Annotated in this window: 31 protein-coding genes and 1 pseudogene; 2 read left to right on the top strand and 30 right to left on the bottom strand. The window is 38.7% G+C overall.

Annotated elements, in window-relative coordinates; all coding sequences use genetic code 11:
• Nucleotides 1-111 precede the first annotated feature (111 nt).
• From ACETMN_RS12580 to ACETMN_RS12565, 4 genes are all read right to left on the bottom strand, one after another.
• Nucleotides 112-939 carry a phosphotransferase family protein gene (locus tag ACETMN_RS12580; RefSeq protein ID WP_411736188.1) on the bottom strand — a complete coding sequence of 276 codons (828 nt, stop codon included), beginning with the start codon at nucleotides 937-939 and terminating at the stop codon, nucleotides 112-114.
• Between the two features lie 75 nt (nucleotides 940-1,014).
• Nucleotides 1,015-1,947 carry a hypothetical protein gene (locus tag ACETMN_RS12575; RefSeq protein ID WP_411736187.1) on the bottom strand — a complete coding sequence of 311 codons (933 nt, stop codon included), beginning with the start codon at nucleotides 1,945-1,947 and terminating at the stop codon, nucleotides 1,015-1,017.
• Between the two features lie 90 nt (nucleotides 1,948-2,037).
• Nucleotides 2,038-2,889, bottom strand: a complete 852-nt coding sequence (locus ACETMN_RS12570) for a methyltransferase domain-containing protein (protein ID WP_411736415.1) — start codon at nucleotides 2,887-2,889, stop codon at nucleotides 2,038-2,040.
• A gap of 17 nt (nucleotides 2,890-2,906) precedes the next feature.
• A complete protein-coding gene (locus ACETMN_RS12565) occupies nucleotides 2,907-3,683 on the bottom strand; it encodes a class I SAM-dependent methyltransferase (RefSeq protein ID WP_411736186.1) in 777 nt (258 codons plus the stop codon).
• A gap of 157 nt (nucleotides 3,684-3,840) precedes the next feature.
• Here ACETMN_RS12565 and ACETMN_RS12560 point away from each other — a divergent pair, with 157 nt between their 5' ends.
• On the top strand, nucleotides 3,841-4,290 hold the full coding sequence (locus ACETMN_RS12560) for a DUF1569 domain-containing protein (protein ID WP_411736185.1): 450 nt from the start codon (nucleotides 3,841-3,843) through the stop codon (nucleotides 4,288-4,290).
• 13 nt (nucleotides 4,291-4,303) lie between these two features.
• Here the strand turns inward: ACETMN_RS12560 and ACETMN_RS12555 are convergent, their stop codons facing one another.
• From ACETMN_RS12555 to ACETMN_RS12485, 15 genes are all read right to left on the bottom strand, one after another.
• Nucleotides 4,304-4,885 carry an HAD-IA family hydrolase gene (locus ACETMN_RS12555; protein WP_179198548.1) on the bottom strand — a complete coding sequence of 194 codons (582 nt, stop codon included), beginning with the start codon at nucleotides 4,883-4,885 and terminating at the stop codon, nucleotides 4,304-4,306.
• Nucleotides 4,886-4,933: 48 nt separating this feature from the next.
• Nucleotides 4,934-5,869 (bottom strand): acetamidase/formamidase family protein, encoded by a 936-nt coding sequence (locus tag ACETMN_RS12550; RefSeq protein ID WP_411736184.1) that lies wholly within the window; start codon nucleotides 5,867-5,869, stop codon nucleotides 4,934-4,936.
• Nucleotides 5,870-5,956: 87 nt separating this feature from the next.
• Nucleotides 5,957-6,436: a DinB family protein gene (locus ACETMN_RS12545; protein ID WP_411736183.1), complete on the bottom strand. Its 480-nt coding sequence runs from the start codon at nucleotides 6,434-6,436 to the stop codon at nucleotides 5,957-5,959.
• A gap of 35 nt (nucleotides 6,437-6,471) precedes the next feature.
• Nucleotides 6,472-7,275 carry an aminoglycoside N(3)-acetyltransferase gene (locus tag ACETMN_RS12540; RefSeq protein WP_411736182.1) on the bottom strand — a complete coding sequence of 268 codons (804 nt, stop codon included), beginning with the start codon at nucleotides 7,273-7,275 and terminating at the stop codon, nucleotides 6,472-6,474.
• A gap of 134 nt (nucleotides 7,276-7,409) precedes the next feature.
• Nucleotides 7,410-7,868, bottom strand: a complete 459-nt coding sequence (locus ACETMN_RS12535; RefSeq protein WP_219845134.1) for a DUF5662 family protein — start codon at nucleotides 7,866-7,868, stop codon at nucleotides 7,410-7,412.
• 37 nt (nucleotides 7,869-7,905) lie between these two features.
• Complete coding sequence (locus ACETMN_RS12530; protein ID WP_411736414.1) at nucleotides 7,906-8,163, bottom strand: DUF6886 family protein; 258 nt, start codon at nucleotides 8,161-8,163, stop codon at nucleotides 7,906-7,908.
• 79 nt (nucleotides 8,164-8,242) lie between these two features.
• Nucleotides 8,243-8,761 (bottom strand): phosphotransferase-like protein, encoded by a 519-nt coding sequence (locus ACETMN_RS12525; protein WP_411736181.1) that lies wholly within the window; start codon nucleotides 8,759-8,761, stop codon nucleotides 8,243-8,245.
• A gap of 54 nt (nucleotides 8,762-8,815) precedes the next feature.
• Entirely contained in the window at nucleotides 8,816-9,298 is a 483-nt protein-coding gene (locus tag ACETMN_RS12520; protein WP_192132215.1) for a DinB family protein, read from the bottom strand.
• A 30-nt stretch (nucleotides 9,299-9,328) separates the two neighbouring features.
• Nucleotides 9,329-9,985 carry a DUF4367 domain-containing protein gene (locus ACETMN_RS12515; RefSeq protein ID WP_411736180.1) on the bottom strand — a complete coding sequence of 219 codons (657 nt, stop codon included), beginning with the start codon at nucleotides 9,983-9,985 and terminating at the stop codon, nucleotides 9,329-9,331.
• 6 nt (nucleotides 9,986-9,991) lie between these two features.
• Nucleotides 9,992-10,579, bottom strand: a complete 588-nt coding sequence (locus ACETMN_RS12510; protein ID WP_411736179.1) for a helicase — start codon at nucleotides 10,577-10,579, stop codon at nucleotides 9,992-9,994.
• A 52-nt stretch (nucleotides 10,580-10,631) separates the two neighbouring features.
• Nucleotides 10,632-11,027, bottom strand: coding sequence for a VOC family protein (locus tag ACETMN_RS12505; RefSeq protein WP_411736178.1), 396 nt, complete (start codon nucleotides 11,025-11,027; stop codon nucleotides 10,632-10,634).
• A gap of 34 nt (nucleotides 11,028-11,061) precedes the next feature.
• Nucleotides 11,062-11,589 carry a YfiT family bacillithiol transferase gene (locus ACETMN_RS12500; RefSeq protein WP_411736177.1) on the bottom strand — a complete coding sequence of 176 codons (528 nt, stop codon included), beginning with the start codon at nucleotides 11,587-11,589 and terminating at the stop codon, nucleotides 11,062-11,064.
• Between the two features lie 404 nt (nucleotides 11,590-11,993).
• Nucleotides 11,994-12,395 carry an NUDIX hydrolase gene (locus ACETMN_RS12495; protein ID WP_105598261.1) on the bottom strand — a complete coding sequence of 134 codons (402 nt, stop codon included), beginning with the start codon at nucleotides 12,393-12,395 and terminating at the stop codon, nucleotides 11,994-11,996.
• Between the two features lie 120 nt (nucleotides 12,396-12,515).
• Nucleotides 12,516-12,917 carry a GNAT family N-acetyltransferase gene (locus tag ACETMN_RS12490; RefSeq protein ID WP_411736176.1) on the bottom strand — a complete coding sequence of 134 codons (402 nt, stop codon included), beginning with the start codon at nucleotides 12,915-12,917 and terminating at the stop codon, nucleotides 12,516-12,518.
• A gap of 185 nt (nucleotides 12,918-13,102) precedes the next feature.
• A complete protein-coding gene (locus ACETMN_RS12485; protein ID WP_411736175.1) occupies nucleotides 13,103-13,324 on the bottom strand; it encodes a helix-turn-helix domain-containing protein in 222 nt (73 codons plus the stop codon).
• Between the two features lie 57 nt (nucleotides 13,325-13,381).
• On the opposite strand from ACETMN_RS12485, the gene ACETMN_RS12480 reads away from it, so the two are divergent.
• The gene (locus tag ACETMN_RS12480) at nucleotides 13,382-13,636 is read left to right on the top strand and encodes a hypothetical protein (protein ID WP_411736413.1); all 255 of its coding nucleotides are present in this window, start codon (nucleotides 13,382-13,384) and stop codon (nucleotides 13,634-13,636) included.
• Between the two features lie 182 nt (nucleotides 13,637-13,818).
• Here ACETMN_RS12480 and ACETMN_RS12475 read toward each other — a convergent pair whose 3' ends face one another.
• The 11 genes and pseudogenes from ACETMN_RS12475 to ACETMN_RS12425 form a co-directional block, all read right to left on the bottom strand.
• Nucleotides 13,819-14,310: a GNAT family N-acetyltransferase gene (locus tag ACETMN_RS12475; protein ID WP_192132227.1), complete on the bottom strand. Its 492-nt coding sequence runs from the start codon at nucleotides 14,308-14,310 to the stop codon at nucleotides 13,819-13,821.
• Nucleotides 14,311-14,555: 245 nt separating this feature from the next.
• Nucleotides 14,556-15,212, bottom strand: coding sequence for a lysozyme inhibitor LprI family protein (locus ACETMN_RS12470; RefSeq protein WP_411736174.1), 657 nt, complete (start codon nucleotides 15,210-15,212; stop codon nucleotides 14,556-14,558).
• A 172-nt stretch (nucleotides 15,213-15,384) separates the two neighbouring features.
• On the bottom strand, nucleotides 15,385-15,930 hold the full coding sequence (locus tag ACETMN_RS12465) for a GrpB family protein (RefSeq protein ID WP_411736173.1): 546 nt from the start codon (nucleotides 15,928-15,930) through the stop codon (nucleotides 15,385-15,387).
• Nucleotides 15,931-16,037: 107 nt separating this feature from the next.
• Nucleotides 16,038-16,712 carry a phosphotransferase gene (locus ACETMN_RS12460; RefSeq protein WP_411736172.1) on the bottom strand — a complete coding sequence of 225 codons (675 nt, stop codon included), beginning with the start codon at nucleotides 16,710-16,712 and terminating at the stop codon, nucleotides 16,038-16,040.
• 145 nt (nucleotides 16,713-16,857) lie between these two features.
• A complete protein-coding gene (locus ACETMN_RS12455; RefSeq protein WP_411736171.1) occupies nucleotides 16,858-17,016 on the bottom strand; it encodes a hypothetical protein in 159 nt (52 codons plus the stop codon).
• A gap of 175 nt (nucleotides 17,017-17,191) precedes the next feature.
• Complete coding sequence (locus ACETMN_RS12450) at nucleotides 17,192-17,767, bottom strand: dihydrofolate reductase family protein (RefSeq protein WP_411736170.1); 576 nt, start codon at nucleotides 17,765-17,767, stop codon at nucleotides 17,192-17,194.
• A gap of 217 nt (nucleotides 17,768-17,984) precedes the next feature.
• Complete coding sequence (locus ACETMN_RS12445) at nucleotides 17,985-18,785, bottom strand: inositol monophosphatase family protein (RefSeq protein WP_411736169.1); 801 nt, start codon at nucleotides 18,783-18,785, stop codon at nucleotides 17,985-17,987.
• A gap of 479 nt (nucleotides 18,786-19,264) precedes the next feature.
• Nucleotides 19,265-20,032, bottom strand: coding sequence for a nucleotidyltransferase domain-containing protein (locus ACETMN_RS12440; protein WP_411736168.1), 768 nt, complete (start codon nucleotides 20,030-20,032; stop codon nucleotides 19,265-19,267).
• Between the two features lie 50 nt (nucleotides 20,033-20,082).
• A pseudogene (locus ACETMN_RS12435) lies at nucleotides 20,083-20,265 on the bottom strand (HAD hydrolase family protein); the annotation flags it as partial.
• A 214-nt stretch (nucleotides 20,266-20,479) separates the two neighbouring features.
• Nucleotides 20,480-21,106, bottom strand: a complete 627-nt coding sequence (locus ACETMN_RS12430; protein ID WP_149846538.1) for a Type 1 glutamine amidotransferase-like domain-containing protein — start codon at nucleotides 21,104-21,106, stop codon at nucleotides 20,480-20,482.
• A 284-nt stretch (nucleotides 21,107-21,390) separates the two neighbouring features.
• Nucleotides 21,391-21,945 carry a hypothetical protein gene (locus ACETMN_RS12425; RefSeq protein WP_411736167.1) on the bottom strand — a complete coding sequence of 185 codons (555 nt, stop codon included), beginning with the start codon at nucleotides 21,943-21,945 and terminating at the stop codon, nucleotides 21,391-21,393.
• Nucleotides 21,946-22,154: the final 209 nt, after the last annotated feature.

Genomic DNA, 22,154 nt, shown 5'->3' with positions numbered 1-22,154 from the left:
GGGTCCTCTGCGTTAGACAAAAACACCTCTGGCAACTCCATTTCTTCTACTCAGATTTGTATTGTTTCTCATAGCACATCACTCCTCTCAACGTTTCATGAAATTTTCCGATTAAGCCTTGCCAAAGCTCGCTTGCAGTGTCCATTCTAATCTGCGCAGCCATTCCCTATGTACATCTGGATGAGCATTCTTGATTCGGTTCATGATCTGTATTACTTTGGATGTGGAATATGCCCTAATTGTATCATTTGTTACTTCAATATCTGTACGTTCTGTATATGCATTTAAGAAGACTTCTGACAGATCCTTTGCCATGTGAGGATAATGAAGATGCACAAACCACACCACCCATGCGATATCAAACAACGGATTGCCCCACCCTGCCCACTCCCAGTCCAAAATGAACATTGAATCGTTGGATAACATGACATTATGCGGTCCGTAATCTCCGTGAATCAGAGTTTGCTCCCCATGATTGGAAATATCCAACACTTCTTTTACCATGCTTTTGATTCCGGAGGGTACAAACTCAAGTTCCTCCACATCAACAGCGGACTTCGTTATGACTGGCAACTCTGCTTCGCAATCATATCGTTTGATGGAGTGCACGTCTCTGGCGAGATATATACCAAGCTGCTCATAAATTTTCCTGCCTTGGTCAAGTCCGTCTTCATCCAGCAGCATCTGTGCGTTTATTCCTGGAACGTAATCCATCATAACAAACAGCCAGTTTTCTTTTTCAAAGCAATCATGCACTCGCGGAGTCACGCCAGAATGATTTAACAACGTTAGCGAGCTTATTTCTGTCCTTGCATCTGTATTCTCTACATGATAGATTTTAGCTATCATTTGCGGATCAGTTCCCTCAAGTAAAAGGGTCGTATTGGTATAACCACCTGTTAGTTTAACAATGTTCACATTCGGAAATCTGTTTAACAAGATGTCATAGTTCACTTCATGCATTCCTTCTTTCTTAGTCCTTGCAGTTCAGTCCTCTTTTATACAACCTCAAACCTAATCTTTGAGCTCTAATAGTTCAGGAGTATGTTTCACAAGGTCAGCTATTTCATAAGATGCATTAGCTACTAATTCATCTTTAACTGCCTCAGTCCCTCTTGTCTTCCAGATCGAATATATCCATTTGGAAAAACCATATGCATTCATGTGGTGACCACGTTCCTGTATCTGGATAAACAAATTCACACTTTCCTCATACCTTTCGATATCCGTTAAAATACAGGCCAAATTGTTTAACGCAATTGTGATATCTCTCTGCGAATTTCTGGAGACATTAATATCCTCCCAGCTGCCGACCACTTCATCTTTTCTTGAAATCCGTAGTGCTCTATCATTGATTTCATCAATCCAGTCCATCGTTTCGTTTACAAGAGCTTCGACTCCCGCAAAATCCGCGGTATGATACAGATAGACCAGACGCTGTTTGTTGTATGTAATCCGGGCAAAAAGAATATTGGACCATGAATCATCTTCTTGTATGAGCTGGTTCATATTTTCAAGCACACTGTTCATTTCACTGTATCTCTCCAAAACCCAAAGCGAGCCACCCAAAGCCCGATGGCTTTCGAATCGAACACCTCGGTTGGTATCCAACTTCGGGGCATGATCACAAGCATAATGGTACCAATCCATCCAATAATTAAAGTAGTTCCCCAGAGATAATGACAACGCTTGTGTTGAATCCGAAACGAACCAGTGTAACTGCTCCGGGGCGAGATTTTCTTTCCCCCATTCGAAGAATGCCCGGTGATTGGCATAAAGCAGTTCCGGCTCACTTAACAAGGCATAACCATCGGAAACATTCCAGTAGACCCAACCTCGTTCATTGACAGATAACTTGCTGGATTGTTCATATTTTTTCAGCAAATCAATCATACCTTGATGATCTCCTTGCACTACAGTTTCCTGGAAAGCTTGAGCGATATTCATTCCCATCCTCCTTCTCTTAGGAAGCTTAGTCTGTCATAGACAGTGTCCGAGCACCGAGCAAGTAAAGCTTATTTCAAAGGTACACAGTTCTTACAATGGCTTCGTGCCGCAAGCTGTAATGAAATTCATCATGGCATAGGCTTCCGGCGAATGATTTATCGCTTCAGAAGCTTGTTGCAGCTGAGCAAATTCCTCCGAACTAATCACACCTTTTTCAGCAAAATGTACAAAACGATTAAGATTAAACTGGTGCTTAAAGCCTTCTATGCCTAACAGATCACTATGTTGAAGGACAGAATCAATGTCAACATCGATGTATCCGTTCTCAGAAAGGAGACGCGGCAGACTTCTACCAATTAAACGATTACCGCCGTGTTGTGCCACATAATCCGAAATTTTCATTAATACCGTATGCAAAGCAGGAACATCAGGATTCACCGCTCCAAAAACGCCGTCATCCACATCAATAATGGCAAGATGGCCGCCAGGCTTCAGTACACGGTATATCTCTTGTGCAGCTTCGTCAGGATTGTTCAAGTGAAGAAAGATCAGTCTTGCCACGACAAAATCAAAAGAATCATCAGGCAGATCCATCTGGTAGATGGAAGACTCTACAAATTGTACTCGCTTGGAAGGAATATCTTTCAGCCGTTCTTTGGCTTGTGCTTGCAGTGAACGATCAATCTCAAGCGAGGTAAGCTCGCTGTCCGGCAGACTGTTTAATAATTGCTCTGTAATGTAACCTGGTCCGCTTCCGACCTCCAATACACGCATTCCATTTTTCAAACCATACCACTCCAGATTTCGGAATTCTTTGGACCACCCCATGACCGCCTGCATCTTTAACCTCTCTAATTCCTCTTGTAAACTTAACACTGCCGTTTGGATACTGTATGTTGAACGCGGATCACTCATATATTCCCTCCTGTTCTTCTGTGAAATAATGAAAACATATATCCTTAGACCTTTTTCTTCCCTAGAAAAAGAGCAACCTTATGTTGTTTCTCTATCGTTCCACCTGCAGCATCAATGGAATCTTTGACTCGCTCCAGAAGTGAACGCCGAACATCATCAGAAAGCTGCTGATGTTTGGAATTGGTATTTAACAGCGAGACATACTCTTCGCTGGAACAGGACTGTATCCAGTTATACTCCTTAACCTCAATATCCGTGAACAAGCCGGATTTTTCTGTTATTTCTTTACGCTCCTGGATAACTTCATCTGGCGAAGGATATTGAGAATCATCTAAATGAGGGGCTAATGCTGTGTAGTGGGAACGAATTTCATTGTGCAGCGGGTCATAGACCGGTACATGAATCGTCCAGAAAAGTCCAATGCCGCCTGTATTCTCTAGCAATTCCCAAGCCCGGTTGTAACCTACTTCCGGATCAATGAAGTGAAAGGCCGTTCCTGACACAATCAATTGAAATCGCTTTTCTTCGTTATTCCATTCCTCAAAGGAAGTGTTGATTACTTGAATCGATGGATATGACTTGAATTTGTCTGCGGTGAACTGTGCCAAGTTACTGCCTAATTCAATACAGGTGATGTTTGTATAATCCTCGCTCACCAATCCGCTTGTGGCCTGTCCCGTTCCGCAGCCAATCTCAAGAATGGAATCGTCTTTATTGAGATTCAGATATGTAAAAATATCATCAAACATTTCACTCGGATAGACAGGTCTATATCGTTCATATTCATCTGCTACGAGATTAAATGTTTCCTTATTTTCCAAATTCGTATCCTCCGATTTCAATTGTGATTTCCCCATAATACATTGACTAAACTTACCATATCTTATTATTCTTGATAGTAAGAGGATAAACCTTTCAATAATAGAATGATGATAGTTCAAGTTCAAATTATATATCTTGAAGGACTGAGGTGTTCTTGTGAAAAGTATATTTGATACGATAAATGCCGCTGAAATTACAGAGCGCATGGATCAACTTAGTGAAAATTCCATCCCTAAATGGGGCACGATGCAGGTCTCTCAAATGCTGGCTCACTGTTCAGCATTTCATGATATCCCCTTAGGAAATGCTTTTCCACCTAGAGGATTACTTGGGAGACTTATAGGACGGTTCGCAAAACCAATGTTTTATAATGACAAGCCCTTGCCCCATAATATGTCTACGATCCCGACAATCATTATTGATGACCATCGACAGTTTATAACAGAAAAAGAAAAACTCGAGCAGCAGATTAATATCTTTCAACAAGGTGCTTCAGAAAAATTCTCGCGCCACCCCCATCCCTTCTTCGGAAAATTAACAGCCGATCAATGGGGTAAAGGCATATACAAGCATTTAGATCATCATCTAAAGCAATTTGGAGTTTAGGGTTATTTACCGTCTAAATTAGCAATGACTCAACTTCATTAACCCAATCTCCTGCTTCGTCAGCCAGTAAAGTCTTCCAACCAAGTAGCTTAGCCGAATGTAAATTTTTCTCTTTATCATCTATAAATAGAACCTCTTCTCCAGTTGCCAGGAAAGTCTCGACCCGTTGATATATCTCAATCTCAGGCTTGCATAAACCCACTTGATTAGAGATGGTTATACTTTTGGTAAATAAGCTTAAACGGTTCAGATTCGGCTCAATCCACTCCTTACAATGATTGCTGAGCAGATGGATATCGGCAAACTCACTCCATCGCTCAAGGTATTGAGCCGCTGGTAAGGGAACAATTGAATTGGTTAAGATGTCCTTCGCTCGGCTTATTGATAATTCGGGATAAGCCTGATTCAACGATTGCCAGAACTCTTCTTCTCGCATTATTCCTGTCCAGAGCTGTCGCTTGATTCCTGTAAAATGTACTTTCAAGGATGCTGCCGATAGGTTGGTTTCCTGAATCATATCTCTCCAGCACGTCAATGACATATTACTTAACAAAACCCCTGCGATATCTAAAACGATCTGTGGTCTGCCTCTCATTTTATCGACTCCCAAGTTCATCTAATACGACGTATAACGGGGCTCAAGTTACTTAAAAGCATCATGTGGAAGGACAGCATGCACACCCTTAACGCCATTCACAATTTGGGTGATACGCAGGTCAATTACCGCGCTTCCAAGTGCAATCGCTTCCACTCGATCTAGTCCGTACAACTCACCAATCAGATGGAGCATTCCGTCTAATGCTTGAACCGTAGCCTCATTCAGATCTTCATGAAAACCGAAGGTAATCCAGCCGGATGGCGTATGTGCACGAGGATTGGTTAAAATCATATCATTAATCACGTTGATCGTGATATCGACAAGCTCCATCGGACATTCAATGGCCTGACAGCTGACTTCACCGTCCCCCTGCCGTGCATGACCATCACCAATTGCGAGATAACCTCCGTCTACGGGAATAGGTAAATATAATTTACTTCCCTGCACCAGTTCCTTGCAGTCGATGTTTCCTCCACAATAGCGAGGCGGCCATGTTGTATGAATCCCTCGTGACTCTGGCGGCATGCCCACTACACCCATAAACGGCGAGAGAGATACAGTGAAGGACTTTCCTTTTATTTCACAGGTTCCATTCATCGTTTGACGATCAAGTGTCCAATTCAGCGACAGTTCTTCAACCTCTGTTAGATGTAACTTCTGGTTCTGCCAGTTCGGATATCCGCCAGCGGAAGTAAACCCGTAACTCCCGAGTACGATCTCATTGAAAACAATCTCCAACGTCTGTCCTTGCTTCGCCTCATCGATATAGATCGGACCGATTAAGGCATGACCTCCATCTTTTTCACCTTGTCGATCAAAAGGTTTCATGCGTTCCGCATAACTCACACCCGTTCCCCAGCCCGCATCCAGCGTCTGAAAACGAATGGTGTCACCAGATTTCACGCTCAATATGGGAGTTACCTCATTGGTAAATGACCCGATTAGACTTTCTTGAGTTAATTCAATTGTATGAGTACTCACTACAATCCCTCCTTGGTTTGGAATACTTATTATATTCAAAGCACGCCACATACTGCATTCCGTGCTGCCCCCTGCCTTCTAAATCCTTTACGCTTCAAGGTTGGCAAGATATTTCTTCAATGGTTCCATATGATGATTGTCATGCCATATAAAATCTTTAAGGTATTGCGGAATATAAAATACGTTCCCTTCTGCGTCCAAATACGTCTGATGAAGCTGTTCTTCCGATAACCCTCGAATGTCATTCATAATTTTATGGCGGTACGTGATAGCCTTATTTACGATTTCGGACGTCTCTGTTCGGTTCCCGTACTCAATAGCTTTTCGATTAAACTCTTCAAAATTGATATGTTTCAACGTAACTTCCTGCTTCAGCGCAATCTTCTCAATCGCTTCCTTGTAAAAATATCGGTCCCATAACATGATATGACTTACGATTGATTTTATCGTCCATTTTCCTTCTTCCAAGCTCGAATTCCAGGTCTTCTCTTCAAGATGATTCATCGTCTTAACAAACAAAGCCCATTCTTCAAAAGTTTGAAGCAAATCTTCAATCTCTTTGGTCATGATTACATTTCCCCCTTCTTTCTTTTTGAGATGATTCACTGCCCTATATGTTCTCTTCGGTTCCGATTCATCCATCCCAAAGCATAATCAACCATCTCTCTTTGGGGTATCAAATAACTCACTGCTTTCCCTACCATTCCTTCGGTAACAGCTTTAGTCTGGATCTTAAACTCATTAAAAATCAATTCAAAATCATCTGATTCATTGTTAATATCATCGTATGTAGTCCATTGTTCAAGTCCATCCACCAGCATTTTTACTCCCCAGACTTTTGGCTTAACAAATGTATTCTGCTGTTTATACTCGACCAGGTGCAGGGAGGTGTTACTATTTGTAGGTGCACCAAGTAACAGAATGTATCCACTCAAATCATAGATTTTTCCTAACGGAGATTTCTCATTTAATGCATAATGCAAGTTGTGATCTTCCGTTATCCGTTTTGCCTCTTTCCCCCAGGCAGCAAAAGACATGTGCGGATGTGAGCTTCGAAACACACCATCTTGACTCCGAAACACCTCAGGAATGATGCCCATATACGAGGTTGGTGTTAAGTCAGGATAATAAATAGGCATATTTTCTTTGATGAACTCATTTTCCTCTGAAGACAGGTTCGCGTCATGCTCTGAAGGTTCACAAAGATGTTCTGTTTGAGTGGGCATGACAATGGTTCCATTGGTTCCAACGGCTTCTTCCAGAGCTAAAATAACACTTACCGGGCCGCCTATAACCTTACCTGTTGCTTTGAAGGAGGAATGAACGATTATCGTCATGCCCTTCTTAACACCTAATCGTCTTAAATCATTAATCAGAGTGTTTTTTGTAATTCCACCTGTTATCATATGAACCTTTCATCCCACACTGTATTGATAATTCCCCGTCTAACATTCCATTCTTTCCGCATTTTTCGTTTTACGGCAGCCCGCTCTTCTATGGCCAATTCCAAAAAGCGCATATCATCTTGGATCATCATTATTCACCTCTCTAATAAGTACTGCATAAGCGCTTCTCTCGTCATTGGATGTAGAATAACATCTTCCGAGTTCATCATGCGTTCTGCCAAATTGGAATCTTTGACTCTGCGGCCCCATTTTCTCGAAAAAGACCTCCAGTCACATACCATTTCTATAAAATATTTTTGTGGCATAGGCAGAGCTTCTTTTGTAGTTCTGTTTACAATCCAGTACTCCCAATGATGTTTATTATGATTCTGGTGATGTAACCATGCGTTCTTCCATCTTAGTTCTGTATCTTCATCTTTACGACCCGCATAAAACTTGATTGCATAAGGAATAAATTCTTGAGGACAAAACTTGGATAAATCATGAAGCAACCCCTGTGCATATAGACCTTCATGCCAGCACTCTATTAAAACATTCAATTTATGTTCAGTTACATATAAAAAGTACCTCCAATATGCAGAAAGCAATGTCATCCCCCTAACCTACTATGTTCGAACCCTACAGCCTCCCTTAAAGGATATAAATTCGTTGTAAATCGCAGTTTAACTCCTCTAGCAAAAGCCTTTCTACCAAGTGAACTACTTTCTCTATGTAGCTTGGTATAATCACCTGATCGGAAATATAATACACAGCTGTTTTATTAAAAAATTGAAAGGACGCTTCATCCAGATGGTATCGATATAACGTTTGTAGTACGATCCTTGAATACCACTCTCTTTCAACAGTTACAATGATGTCTGCATCCGTGTGATTAAAAAAACAACTCATTGTTCTCATCACTGGTCTCTATTGTTCTCCTCAATACAATTCGAGGACAACCATTCTCTTCAATTCATACAGTGAACCTTTATTCACTTTTAAACAGCGTATTGATAATCATCTCGGCACATTCCTCAGGTGTATGCACACTCGTATCCACCGAGAAACTATACTGAATATCGGAAGCCATGATTTGATGCTGTTCATCCGATTGCTCTTCTCTGCGATCACCACGCTCAATGTTACGCTGACGACAGATGTCGAGAGGGCAATCTAACTCAACGATATCCAGTGGATACCCTTCAAAAATCTGTTTGACTTGTTCATAATGCGGCGCGAGCTCTTTTCTTTCAACCAGTATGCCATCGATCAGAACATGCTTGCCATGGTCTGAGAATACTTTTGCCGTATGATACATCATTACAATCGCTTCACTCAGATACTTCCAGTAATCCGTCTGAAGATGTTTATCACCGATCGTATTTTCAAAAAGATCATTAGCGACCACATAGAAAAACGGATCATCGTATGATTGCATCGCCTCTACAATTGAAGTTTTACCAGAGCTCGTTACACCGTTCAAAAATATAATTTTGCCTTTTTCCATGAAAGTCATCTTCCTTTGCTTAAGTATAATTTTGTAAACGCAATACAGCGTGTACTACGTGTGTTTCATTGATTTTTTGAGCAGCATGATCTGGCCAATATGATAGGCATTATGAATGCATAAATTCGATACAACTCCCCACCAGGGCGCGTTAAAATAGGAAGGAATTTCACGGGTCAATTTATGTTCATCGCTATCTTCGAGTGCCCTGTTCCAATCACTAAAAACGGTTTTCAGTCTATGTAGTGTCTTGCGCCACTCCACATCGTTCAGGTTAGACGGATCTATGTCAAATGTATCCTCATTATTCACTGAATGCAGCCCGTCGACCTGTTCGGCAACATATCTCTCAAGCCACCTCTCATTCCAGAAAATAAGATGATTGACGATCGCCCAAATGGAATGCTCTCCCTCATTCTTTACATAAGCGGCTTCCGCAGCATTGAGGTCTGTCAACATATCATGAAGTGGAGTAAACCAGCTCTGATCATGATAACAGGCATTTAATTGGTCTATGAGAATAGCTTTGTAACTCATCGTAGCACCTCACTCAAAATAATATAAAATTTATCCGTTCATTGAATTCGCAATCTTCATCACAAGATCTTCTGACATATTTCTGCCAATGATCTCGTATTGCAGTGCCTTCCCATGCACATCCTCTTCGATCCATATCAATTGGAAAGTTTCGTTATTGAAAATATAAAATGCTTCGACGCCACGTAAGGCTACCTGTTTAACCTTAGTACCATCATGATCAGGCAATGCGATCCGGCTTTTTGTTGTCCCGAAAATGTTAAGTTTATAACCACCGTATTCTTTATACGTGATGCTGATGCCCACAACCTTCTTATTGGGCTTCAGGTCTCGTATCACTACATTTCTGCCTAACCTGTTACTTTCTTCAATCATTTCATCGATTTCTTGCGGAGTTAGATTATCAAATCCATAAAACACATGAATGGCATCGATATCAGAATCGATCGGAAATTTCGGCTGCCATGGAGAATAAAATTTCTGCAATTGTTCCAACCCGTCTTCCCATGGAATGGCTGCATAATTGGTCTGTTGCGTGAATTGGTTCTCTGTAGCATCTGCGGTATAAATCGCCTTCCCCTCACCAGGCTTTAAGTCAATGACGATCCGGTCAATCGCACTATCTTTGCGTAAGGATTCAATTTGAATTTTCCCAAGCACATCTCCGCTTTTGTTTTTGATATCCATTGATCTTCACTCCTTTCCTTTCAAAACATCTTCCTGATCCTCATATAATAGAAGCTGAGCCCTGCAGAAGATAAAGCGATCATGAGGACTCCATACATGTAGATGGTCCGCAAGATATCCTCGTAACCAAAACTCGTCGTTTATTCGTCTGAGATAAAAACCTTTTGGAAAATCAATATCCTCTGTAAGGGCTTCAGATGCTATAGTAATGGAGCCGGACGGAGCTTTCCTCTCCTCTGAAATATGGGTAGAAACTATCTCGGGCTGATCCAAATATTGCAGTCTTAGATAAGGTCCTAACTCAACCGGACAACAATCCAACCCAAGTTCATTTGCTCTTCGAAATAACTGGAGAGTTGTAGCACCATCCGAAAATCCAAGTTGTCTGACGGTCAACTCAACCGTTTGCAAGCTTTGCTTTGTATTGGAGACTATAAATCTCTCATCATTTAACAACTGTTTTCCATATTTATTCAATAAAATAGAGTATTGGTCCAATTTCTGAATAAGCTGTGGCTTTGTTAAGCCGCCAACGTCTACTATTCTTATTTCAACTGAACAGTCAGGATATACTTTCTCGTCTTCAATCAACATTCGTATCCCCCTAAACCCTCGGTAAATGATAGCAGCTGACCAAAGTTCCTCATTAAAAATTCAATTCACAATCATGGTGTTCCCACACATCAAATAAGTTGCCGTCCAAATCTTCTAACACAAAAAACTTCCCATAGTGTCCCTCATCACTAATATCCCCTACTTTCACATTCTCTGATGTTAAATAGTTATGTAAAGCAGCAATATCATCAGTGAAAAATGTAATGACCCATCTCTTTCTCTGATGAATTTCAAATGTCGCTCGTGTTTCATTATCGCTTTGGATCAAGTCCAAAATTGGGCGATCACCCCGAAATAAACTCAAATATCCTTCGCGTTGGTGGCGAATGTTAAATCCAAAATGTTTTACGAACCAGGCAGCTGACACTTCTAACTCTTTCACTGGAATCACATTATATGCAATGCCCAGAATCCTTCCATTACCCATATGTTACCTCCACACTTGAGATGTGTATAAGACCCTACCACCCTTGCGATGTTATACAAGATTTAATTTGAGCAATATGATGCTGACCATGCCATACAAATCTTTGAATCGCGATATCCAGTGTAATTGTACCTAACACTTCTGTTCGGAGTTTTCGTCTAAACTGATCCCGATGTAAACCATACAACAGCGAGAGAAATCGCTTGTGTAGTATTTCCATCAGCAAAATTGAATCTTCAATGGGCGCACTCCTGTAATCATCTAATGATGCCCATAAATCCTCTCGATATGAGCTTGCCATCGGTTCATCTTCAGTCAAGGCTCTCTTAAATCTGATATAAGCGTTCATGTCATTGTCCGCAAGGTGGTGCACAATCTGTGTGATTGTCCAACCGCCTTCACGATAAGGAGTACAGAGTTGATCAGCATTGAGATGTTGTGTAATCTCTTTTAAGGTCTTCGTAATTCCGGGAATTTGACCTATAATGTGAACTCGGTCCTCATTAGTGGTGTTAAGACTTGGCTCAAAGTGTCCGATCGGAAAGCGTATATTTTCATCCAAGGCTGAATACCTCCATTTCCCTACTATAGAACCAAATGATATCCAATATAACCCACAATGTTCCATTTGCGAAGTGTAAAAGTGAAAAAAGAAGCAACCTTTATTTTCAGGCTGCTCCTTATATTAAACTACTCTTATATCTATATCCTAATAAGAAAACTAGCGCAATTAAACCTGAGTTACGAAGGTACAATCATATAAAAAGAGCTCCTATCTATGCTAGAATGGTGTTTGTTTAGAACATCACCAACCATGAGAGGAGCACCTTTTAAGATAGAATCTACCATAATGTAGAGCTTGTGGAGTGTCATGTGGAGTATATTTTCTCTAATTTATCGAGATCTCGTCTTCGGACAGAGGGAGTAAACCCGATAAGTGAATATATTGTGATCTAATGATTGCCCTTATTCTGAAAATTCAATCAAAAAAGGATGACTTTTCTCATCTAATGCATTGTGAATTCTGTCATAGAAATTCCCCCATGTTATCATTTGCCCAGCTTCTTCTAAAGTAAAGTAGCCCACCTCTTCACTTTCATCACTGGTAGTTAAAGCTCCACCAATCGGTTTTCCAGTAAATATATTGTTGCATACGCCGCGCGTTATGTTCTGATACAAACCACAAAATTTAATTAATTCTATGTCAATTCCTGTTTCCTCTTTCACTTCTCGTACTGCTGCCTGCCTAATAGTCTCTCCTTCTTCAACACAACCTTGAGGCATTTCCCAGCCTCTTCGACCTTTCATGAGTAAAATCTCATTATGTTCATTGAGAACGATTACACTAGCAGAAACGATAAATTTCATTCTAATTCCTCCTATGTTGGTTTATATAACCACTCTTCCTCTAATGGCTATGCTAAATGCCTAGAACTGAAAAGTGTTGTTATCTGATGATCCCAACTTCTTTGATAAACTCCCAAAATGCTATACCATATCTGAAATAAACATGGCTTTTGTGCCTTCTTCTGGCTTAAATCCAAATAATCCATAGAATTTTTCTGCACTATCATAGGATATAAGCACTTTTGTTTTGATATTAGAATATCGACTAAGCATTTGTTCCATCATTCTCTTTCCAATTCCTAATGATTGATATTCTTTGTGTACTAACATGTAATGAAAATATACTGTCATCACGCCGTCAGACAATGCATTTATTAAGCCAACTAATTTAGTATCATCCCATGCTGTAATAACCGTATGCGAGTTGTTTATTGCTTGTCTAAGATCTTCTGGGAAATCTCCTGATTTCCATTCCACCGAGTGAAACAGTTCTTGAATTGCTTGTGTATCAATGTCTTTTATTTCTTTGAAAATGATTGTCATAATATTGCTCCTATGCTTGTTGTTTTTTTTGGGAGTATTGGACAACGTTTCTGTAATAATGAAACCCAAAGGGGGTTGTCAGCTGAAAATCTTCTCAAAATCCATCGCAGCCCCAGGCTCCGAAGGAGCAATGCTTGAATATTATGTTATAGGATGGAATCGCTTCTAGAATTGACCTTCACGATTTATTTTTCTCCTGGTACGTATTCAATCAAATCAGATAATTTACAATTAAATGTATCGCATAGCTTGAGTAAGGTTTCCAGCTTTGTTGTTTCTATATTTGTTTCCCTATAGAGATTATTGATCGAATTCCGACTTAAGCCCGATTTTGCCATCAATTCTGTTATATCATCTATTCGATGTTCCGCCATGAGTTCTCGTATACTACACTTGATTATGTTCATCTTTTCCCCTCCATAATTCTACCTTATCTTTCATATTAGCAATCATCAACAGAACCACTGATAAGGATACGTTTAGATTTGCTCTATACTAAGCTTCTGGAGTGTCATAGGGAGTACACTCAGCTTTCTGCTGGAAGAGATGAATATTTTAAAACACTTCGTGATGCTTTGCCCGATCAACTTCAACATACAGTTTTTCTTTACGAAGACGCACAAATCTCACTCCAATCCATCCTAGAAAGAAGTATCTACATACAAGGTTTCAAAGATGCCCTACAACTATTTAGTGAATTGCAGAATTCTAATATATAGAGGGTTATATGACCCTCTTTTTCTATTGTTTTTGATTCTGTTGTATAATATACCCGTTTTTACGACCCCTGCGAGTCCATTTTCTTGGAATCCTCGGGCGGACCTAGAGTTAACATCAGTCGGTTCATAGTGTGAATATGAGTTTAGTGATGCTGTACTGAATTAGCCCGCAATATATGCCTTTAATTTCTTGTAGTAAATTCTTGTATATATTTTTTTTGATCTTGTACATAGTGTTCAGTGTAATTAGTTCCTTTAAAACCTTCTATTACACTTCTCCAAAAGGTCCTTGCCGGAAGATTGCTCTCCATTTGCGAAATCTTCCAATTCGCTTTGTACATCTTAAATGCTTCTATTGCTGCTTTACGACCTATGCCCGATCTTCTGTATTTCTGTAAAACCATAAAATCGTATATCACATGCGTCGGATCTGGATCAGTATCCATATTCTCAAAAAGGACTACTATAAAACCAACGATTATACCTGCTCTTTCTATAAAAAATGGATTCCATCTTTCGTCGCCTTCCCAATAATAATCTATGTTTACTTCAAATTTTCCGTTTCTATCTATATCTCGACCTGTATATTTACTGAAGTCATACTCGTACAATTCATATAAATTAATTAGTATACTTTTATCTTCAGGATTTACTGGGACAAGTTTTAATTCCATATTTGCATCTAACTCCTTTTGTTTTTTTCAATGCACTTCGTGGTTTCATCTAACGTATGTCCATTCCTGACTTTGATTCTCCTTAGATAGCTCTTATCTTAAGTAAACTCAATGTGTCGTCTGGATTCACTTCATCGAAACTTCGCAGGCGACCAAGGCCTGGCATCCCCGCAGCTTGAATACATTGTTATATGCCGTTACTGACTTCGAAGCATCACCTAACACCTTCGATCCAGATTCCAACTCTATTTTTTACTTTGGTATAGAAACTCAACTTCACCATCTAACAAATATCGATATTCAAATAATTGCATTGTTCTTTCCCTAATTCTCTCCCGTATAACCGTGCCTAGGCTTACCGATCCTTGTGATCCTAGGTAACCATTATTAATAAATGTCTTCTCAACAAATTTTGTTTCCCTTAAGTGATACTGTAACCATTCTTTCTGCGATTCAATTAGTGCTTCTCCTGGTTCTTCATCCAACTTAGAAAGAAGCTCTTTATATATTTGATTCAACTCTTTATCCCAAATCTCTGTATATTTGCTTTCCAACGCCCCCCATCCCATTGTTGTAATAATCTCTTTTGAATTTTGAGCCTCATTAAATTCCACTTCATAATCATGATCTATAGGATTTCGAAGCATTTCATCATAAAATTCTCCTTTTAAATCAAGGTTCCCAATGCTCATGGGTAATATTTTTTTATTGTTAGCAGTATCTGATAGACCTTCCGTTATTTCTTTTAATTCTGTTCCATCACCTGTACTCACTGCTTCAGGAGGCAGTTCAGAATTCATTATTGATTTAGTTTCGCTGTTCAAGGTAGTCGATTGACTACTATTTTGGCAAGATGAAAACACTATCGTAATAAAAAATAATAAGAGTATCTTACCTTTCATAAACGAATCTCCTTTAATGGCGCATAAAGTTACTGTATCGCGACTGGGTCAAAGACTCAGCCTCGTAGGAGTTGTCTGTCTGATACGACTTCCTCGAAATATCTCTGGAAGACCAAGGCGCATTAGCCTCGCGAGTGTGAAAATTTGTTAGCGGATGTCTTAGCCAATTGAACTACCTACAAATTATTTCACATTTATTAAGAACTTTATTTACAAATTCGGTCTTCCCATCCGTATAAGACTGGCGATTTTCTCTATATTTAATAGCAAGTTCTTTCTTTAAATTGGCATATTCGACTACAAATTCAGGATTGCTAATTAATGTATCTCTGAAGGAAATATGTCTTAATAACTCTTTACTCTCTTTATTACAAACATATAGATGATGTTCAGGTTTCTGTATTTTCACTATACTATAGGGAACATTTGCATCTTTCCTTGCAAAAGCTTCTCTGTTCTCAATACCAAAATTTCCTTCATGATCGTAACCTAAACTTTCTAATCCTTGAATTACATCTGGGAGCAATGCCATAGAATCAATTACTACATCAATATCTAAAATAGGTTTTGCCGCTAGTCCAGGTACTGCAGTACTACCAACGTGCTCGATTCTAAGTACTAGATCCCCGAGTCTATGTTCTAAGATAGATTTCAGATCAAAAAACATTTCAGGCCATTCATTGTTGTAATCTTCAATAATTATTGACTTTATACGCATCCTTGAGATCCCCCGCAAAAAATAAAGTATTTACGAATATTTCCGATAATGTTCCTTTGAACCCGAGAGGCTTAAGATAATACCTTCCTCCAATTAACCCACAATCATTATTTAAAGATAGTTGTGAATATCTCTTCGAGATTTTCCCATTCATTCCCTATCCAAATCATTTCTTCGATAAACCGACTCATAGCTTTATCTTGACTAAACTTTTCATGTACCCACTTAAACTCTTTGTACCAAGTTAATTTAATCGATAGTACCAACTGTTCAATCGTAAGATTAGTATGAATTCTATAACCATCAATATATGCCCTAGTTGACTCAACATTTAATTTCCCGTCATCTAAAAGTGCACTTGAGAGTATCGCGCGGGAAATGTCGAAATCTGAATATACGTAGTGTAGTCTATCAAAATCTAAAATATCTTCTAGCCTATCTTCGTAAAATAATAAATTGTCGACATGCATATCCCAATGCGCCCATCCTTTAGCACACTCATTAAATATATCCAAATCTAATTTTTCAAGAATAATTCTTTCTTTCTGTACCGCTTCTATGTATCTTTTATTAGTCACTTTTTTCATTTCATTTAGATTGGTTTGTATCTTTTCAAACATCTTTGCCTTTGAAGGCAACTCCCATTGTAAGGATGGTAATTTTGGCATATGTGTTTTCATCCACATATGCATACGACCAGTAGCTTCACCAAGACTATACATCTGAAGGCTGTTTAATTGCCCTCCTTCTATTAAATTTCCAGTACTAACACCAGAAATCATATAGTCCTCCCCGGATGGTATGAATATACTCACTGTTGAAACTATATATTGGCTGACAAGGAATCCCATCAAGATGCATAAGATGTTGATACTTTAGTGCTTCTTTAACCCCATCTAATCCGCGTCGATACCTTATCTTGCAATATTATTTAACAAAGATGGGCCCAATCTCAGTTGTCATAATCCACTTTAAATTACCATAACCCAGATAGTTTGGTTCAACTGCATGTACAATCCACCCATATTTTGTTTCGATATCTTTCATAATATCGTTTTGTACGGATTCAGTATACATACTACTCATCACTTCACCATCTTTCAGATATTTTTTTTGCCTTGATTCCAGATAACGTTTTGTATTCATGCACTCGAGAGACTACTTAAAGGTAGTATCAACCACCGGGTCTAAGACTTATCCTAGTAGGAGGTGTCTGCCCGTTAGTAAGTCCCGTTGGGTGATGCAACTACTTTACGAGGAGTCATCTAACCACCTGATAGCAGAGACCAATAGCTCCCGACTTGAAAGTTTTATTTTCAATAAGTTTAAGATTGGTCTTCTCTTGTAGTCCTTGAAACAATGGCAAACCGCTACCGATCAGGACAGGAGAAACTGTGATTTTGTACTCATCAATTAGATCAAGACCCATCACATGGTGTGCAAACCTTGGACTGCCTAGGATTACCATATCCTTGCCTGGCTGCTGTTTGAGGTTCCTAATCTCTTCCTCGACATCTTCTTTCACCAGTCTGGAATTGTTCCATTCCACTTTCTCCAGCGTTGTGGAAAATATGATTTTGGCTGTCTTTTCGATCCACTCGGCATGATTGCGTTCATACGGTGAAGCTGATGGGTCTGAAGACACAGATGGCCAGTAATTATACATCATCTGATAAGTTCCACGTCCCCACAGGACAGTGTCGGCAGTACTCAAAACGTCTTGTGCGTGTTTCTCCAAATCAGAATCGTAGGAAACCCAGCCAATGTCCATTTCACCGTTCGGCCCTTCTACAAACCCATCAAGTGAAGCGTGCAGAAATAAAACGAGTTTTCTCATTTTCAGATCTCCTTTATTAATATAATGTAATGTATTGACTACAAGATATTCATCTAACATTCCTGCATTCACGACCCGAGCCGACCTTAGATAGCTCTTATCTTAGGTCGGCTCGGATGTCATCAGAAATATTCCTTTAATTATACATCGGAATGATCAAGGAGCGTAAGCCCCGATACATGGATATAATATTAGATGAAGTCAGTTGCTTGTAACATTAACTCAATCCTTCTCTTACAATTTTCAACAATTCCCCTTTATGGTTCGGGTGACATGCAATTAAATAAGGTTCTTCTTTCATTCCATTAAATTTATTTCCTTCAAAATCTATAACAAGTCCCCCCGCTTCCTTGACCATTAAGATACCTGAATACAAGTCATCACCTTCAGAATTGTACAGAACAATCCCATCAATATCTCCTTTGGCCAACATACACCATTGAAGCGTTGGAGCCCATAATCTTAACATTCGTTTAAATCTAATATCAATGTATTGTCTTAGTTTTACTGCTTGTGGGTCGTTTTGTACTCTGTGACCTTGAATCCAACCTATATTTCCTTTGAAAATATTCGGGTTACTCTTCATTTGTATTTGTCGATTATTACAGCTTGCCCCTTCACCAATAACAGATACAAATAAACGTTCTGTTAGAGGTTCATAGACCACTCCAAGAACAGGCTCTCTTTTGTACATTAAGGTAATGGATATCGAAAAAACAGGTAAACCAATTGCAAAATTATTAGTTCCATCTAAAGGATCAATTAACCATAACCAATCGTGCTTAGTTCCGATAAGCCCTGCCTCTTCGCTGTGTATCTGATGATTTGGAAATACGTCTTGTATTTGTTTGATGATGATTTCTTCACAGATATGATCTACTTCAGTAACTACATCCCCAAATTCATCTTTAGATCTCAGTTCAACAAAGCTATCAAACTTTTCTTTAGAGATTAGACCTGCTTCGCGAATAATTCTTATCGCAATCTCTTTTGCGGTTTGAATAATCTTACGATCCATTACGCACCTCATATTGATTTTGATTTTAACTGATTTCATCTAACATTTTGTGTTCACGACGACTGGCTGAATACATCCTTCTGCTTATAACTTCTACCAGACCGAAGAGCACTAGCGACGATGCTTGAACATCTGGTTAGGCAATTTTGAGAATAATGTTCTCCAAGAATAACTACACTCCGTTCTGAGGATTCTTCTTGTGATTGATATCGTTTAATCGCTTTTAATACTGAAGTCTTCCCGGCATTTGAGTACCCCTCAAGAATTACTCCTCTTATATGCATTTAATCCTCCTCTCACTAACCATTATTTACCTAATGTTCCTGTAATTATAACGTTCAACATTAGTTGAATGGGTTCGATGAAGCGTTTCCAAAAAATATGTCTAGCAGACCATGGCTCCGTGAGGAGCCGCTGCTTGAATGTTATGTTATACGACGAAATCGCCTCTCAGAGTGACCAATATCGTAAAAATGTTGTTAGCCAGAGGAAGTTTTTGAAGCAGCCATTATATTTAAGGCATTCTCAAAATAGTGATATACTTCATCTGCAATTTCCAGAAACTCTTCAACAGAAACATCGCTATCCAAGTAACAAGCATACAGATACTCAACTAAAGCGCCGTCAATCGAGCAATATTTTACTATGGCATCCTTCATCTTCATGATTTCATCTTCCCATACCCCTGTATCTTCTAAAACCAAAGAGTATAATGCACGAATTAATCTCTTAGAGTAACCTTTAATATATCTAGTTTTCATTGCGTGATCACTAACATTAGAAAGTGAACGATGTACACGATCTACTTCCTCCTTGGTATCTGTATTTAAGTCTAAAATGAATTCTGGAGAAATTATGATCGGGGGTACTTTTTCACCAATGTCCTCCCCATGTATGCAAACACAAATGATCTTAATCCAAAAACCCCAATCATTTGGTCTACTTAATACATCATCAATCGAGCAAATGATCGTATCCATCTTAGTGACGAATGGATATTCTTCCAAAAGCCTGTCTTTAATCATTGACAATCTTTCGTAATCAATATCTTCGGGATTTGCACATACAATAGTAAAGTCTGCATCTGACTTAAAAGGTTTAGCCGTTCCTTTGGGAATCGATCCACACATATAAATGCTATGAATCTTATCTTTGAATTCGTTAAGGATATGATCCACATACTTATCAACCAAATCCTTATATTCACTTTGTATTGCAATTCTATTTATAACTTTTTCTAATATCATATAGACTCCTCCTAAAATAAGAACTTCATTCGGCTAACGTTTTTGTATTAGATATCTACTAATCCTTGTGGAAGCAACCAATTTACCGCCCTAGGCGGTCGAGCTGTTGCAAATATTATTCTCATTCCTTTCTGATAACAAGATAAGACCGCATCTACGTTTCTTTTAGATACTTCTTTCTTTGAATTTAATAATGTTCCGTCCAAGTCAAGAACTACAGTTGAATACTTCAATGAATCAACTCCCAATATAAACTTCTTCGTTATTTTATCTAACGTTGTTGTATTCACGACCCGTGAGGCTTAAAGGAGCGACTAAGTCGAAGAGTTAGCCTCACAGGAGTTGTGTCTGCTGGACGCTACTTCCTCGAAATCCCACTGGGAGCCCAAGGGGCGTAGCACAGCAGCGTGAATACAGTGTTAGCAAGATTTCAGGGAATTCTTCGATTCAATGTGCTTGGTTTATTAAGATTGAAATATATTCTTCATCTTTAAGCCTTGTCACCTTACAGTTCTCATTGGATTCAAATTCTATTATTCTCTCTTCAATTGTTTTATTAGTACTATCTTTAAATATGTCCTCTCGATCATAGTGAGGAAAAATAAGCTTGTCGGTTACACCTAATGCTTTAAAATCCGTTAAATTCATTGTGTTCATCTGTGGAGTAAAGAAATCTACAATGTTAATATTCGGGCCCAGTAATAAAGTTCCAGCACTTACACCAACTATAATTACATTCTGTGCAGCCAGTGTTTTAATAACTTCATCAGCACCACTTTTCTTCGCGTAATACAATAATGTAAATGGATTTCCACCATTGATATATATAACATTTCTATGTAAGAGAATTTGCGGGTCATCAAATTCAATATCTACAAAATTGATATGTTGAAATCCCATGTCCTTAAACTCTTGCATTGCTCTTTGTGCATATCTATTAGTTTCTTTTCTAGGGGATGCTGTTGTAATAATTGAGACTTTTAATTGAGAAATATCTCCATCAATAAAATCCAGAAATTGATTTTTAATATCTTCAGTATAAAAACCACAAGAGGTTAGTAACAAGCTACTCATTGAAATCCCCGTCCTTAAATAATAATTTTTCTAGTCTTTGTAATTTAATTAAGGCATCCCTTGGTTTCTGCTAATGTTCCTGTATTCAGGACTCGGCGTATGCTGAGTGTCCGGCAAATGCCGGACAAAGGACGAATGTCCGCAGCATGAATATTATGGTAGGTGATGTTGGGAGCTTCTTTGAGTTCTCATTTAAAATCGTCCTTATGTCCCTATCCTAATGCCTTTCCATAGCACCTTCTTGAAGTAATCCAATTCATAAATATTTTGGATTTTATGTTCAGTCATTTAAGCTTGAAAGTAAGTTTTCCTTTATAGGTATCAAAGCTAACTGTCCCTCTCGTCCATTTTGGAGCAGAGTAATCAAAAATATCTTCTTGGGAAAGATATAAGTCATGTGGCTCTTCTATCACAACTTCCTTAGTCGTTAACTCAGTTAAGAATAAACCCCAAAACTTCGTTTGGTAGACACGATACTGTGTAATGCCTTGATCCAGCAGATTAGCTCGATGTTCAACTATAACTTCACTATAATGCCCAGGGCCAGGGATATGCAGATGTTCGTAGCTGTATGGATCAAATACTGGAGCAAATGAATACTTAATCAAAAGAAGAGAAGAAAAAATAATCAAAACAACAAAAAGAATTAGCTTTCTTCCTTTACTTTTATAGCCTAACCAAAAAAATAAAATGATGTGTAGTATGATAGGCATTACAAAGTTACTTTTTTTGAATATAGTAATATCATAATTGATGATAAATGAAAATAACCAAATTATATCTATAATCACTATTATTAAGATAAATTTCTTTCGAAGTTTCAGGAGGGAATTGTTCATGTTTATATATTCCTTTCGCTTCAGTGCTTTAATGAAGCCATTTCTGATTGTTACAAGGTAACCTGGAGGAATTGGGTCGACATCATACAAAAACTTGTTTGTTTTGAAGAAAAGTTTAGACATTTTGGAACTCGAACCAACCAAACGATCTCCTTAACTGATCTATATCACTTTTATTTGTTCATCCAATGAACGCTAGCCATATAAGA

Origin of the sequence: Paenibacillus sp. M2 (assembly GCF_046713495.1) — a bacterium.
In the GTDB taxonomy this organism is placed as follows: Bacteria; Bacillota; Bacilli; order Paenibacillales; family Paenibacillaceae; genus Paenibacillus; species Paenibacillus amylolyticus_B.
Note: the sequence above shows the minus strand (reverse complement) of the source record. Positions and strands in the feature narration are given on the sequence as shown.

Excerpts from the sequence above, each read along its gene's own strand:
- ACETMN_RS12575 (WP_411736187.1), bottom strand. The coding sequence starts at position 1,947 with ATGAATATCGCTCAAGCTTTCCAGGAAACTGTAGTGCAAGGAGATCAT.
- ACETMN_RS12555 (WP_179198548.1), bottom strand. The coding sequence starts at position 4,885 with ATGAGAGGCAGACCACAGATCGTTTTAGATATCGCAGGGGTTTTGTTA.
- ACETMN_RS12545 (WP_411736183.1), bottom strand. The coding sequence starts at position 6,436 with ATGACCAAAGAGATTGAAGATTTGCTTCAAACTTTTGAAGAATGGGCT.
- ACETMN_RS12540 (WP_411736182.1), bottom strand. The coding sequence starts at position 7,275 with ATGATAACAGGTGGAATTACAAAAAACACTCTGATTAATGATTTAAGA.
- ACETMN_RS12535 (WP_219845134.1), bottom strand. The coding sequence starts at position 7,868 with ATGACATTGCTTTCTGCATATTGGAGGTACTTTTTATATGTAACTGAA.
- ACETMN_RS12530 (WP_411736414.1), bottom strand. The coding sequence starts at position 8,163 with ATGAGTTGTTTTTTTAATCACACGGATGCAGACATCATTGTAACTGTT.
- ACETMN_RS12525 (WP_411736181.1), bottom strand. The coding sequence starts at position 8,761 with ATGGAAAAAGGCAAAATTATATTTTTGAACGGTGTAACGAGCTCTGGT.
- ACETMN_RS12520 (WP_192132215.1), bottom strand. The coding sequence starts at position 9,298 with ATGAGTTACAAAGCTATTCTCATAGACCAATTAAATGCCTGTTATCAT.
- ACETMN_RS12515 (WP_411736180.1), bottom strand. The coding sequence starts at position 9,985 with ATGGATATCAAAAACAAAAGCGGAGATGTGCTTGGGAAAATTCAAATT.
- ACETMN_RS12510 (WP_411736179.1), bottom strand. The coding sequence starts at position 10,579 with ATGTTGATTGAAGACGAGAAAGTATATCCTGACTGTTCAGTTGAAATA.
- ACETMN_RS12505 (WP_411736178.1), bottom strand. The coding sequence starts at position 11,027 with ATGGGTAATGGAAGGATTCTGGGCATTGCATATAATGTGATTCCAGTG.
- ACETMN_RS12495 (WP_105598261.1), bottom strand. The coding sequence starts at position 12,395 with ATGAAATTTATCGTTTCTGCTAGTGTAATCGTTCTCAATGAACATAAT.
- ACETMN_RS12490 (WP_411736176.1), bottom strand. The coding sequence starts at position 12,917 with ATGACAATCATTTTCAAAGAAATAAAAGACATTGATACACAAGCAATT.
- ACETMN_RS12485 (WP_411736175.1), bottom strand. The coding sequence starts at position 13,324 with ATGAACATAATCAAGTGTAGTATACGAGAACTCATGGCGGAACATCGA.
- ACETMN_RS12475 (WP_192132227.1), bottom strand. The coding sequence starts at position 14,310 with ATGGAATTAAAACTTGTCCCAGTAAATCCTGAAGATAAAAGTATACTA.
- ACETMN_RS12470 (WP_411736174.1), bottom strand. The coding sequence starts at position 15,212 with ATGAAAGGTAAGATACTCTTATTATTTTTTATTACGATAGTGTTTTCA.
- ACETMN_RS12465 (WP_411736173.1), bottom strand. The coding sequence starts at position 15,930 with ATGCGTATAAAGTCAATAATTATTGAAGATTACAACAATGAATGGCCT.
- ACETMN_RS12460 (WP_411736172.1), bottom strand. The coding sequence starts at position 16,712 with ATGATTTCTGGTGTTAGTACTGGAAATTTAATAGAAGGAGGGCAATTA.
- ACETMN_RS12455 (WP_411736171.1), bottom strand. The coding sequence starts at position 17,016 with ATGAGTAGTATGTATACTGAATCCGTACAAAACGATATTATGAAAGAT.
- ACETMN_RS12450 (WP_411736170.1), bottom strand. The coding sequence starts at position 17,767 with ATGAGAAAACTCGTTTTATTTCTGCACGCTTCACTTGATGGGTTTGTA.
- ACETMN_RS12445 (WP_411736169.1), bottom strand. The coding sequence starts at position 18,785 with ATGGATCGTAAGATTATTCAAACCGCAAAAGAGATTGCGATAAGAATT.
- ACETMN_RS12440 (WP_411736168.1), bottom strand. The coding sequence starts at position 20,032 with ATGATATTAGAAAAAGTTATAAATAGAATTGCAATACAAAGTGAATAT.
- ACETMN_RS12430 (WP_149846538.1), bottom strand. The coding sequence starts at position 21,106 with ATGAGTAGCTTGTTACTAACCTCTTGTGGTTTTTATACTGAAGATATT.
- ACETMN_RS12425 (WP_411736167.1), bottom strand. The coding sequence starts at position 21,945 with ATGAACAATTCCCTCCTGAAACTTCGAAAGAAATTTATCTTAATAATA.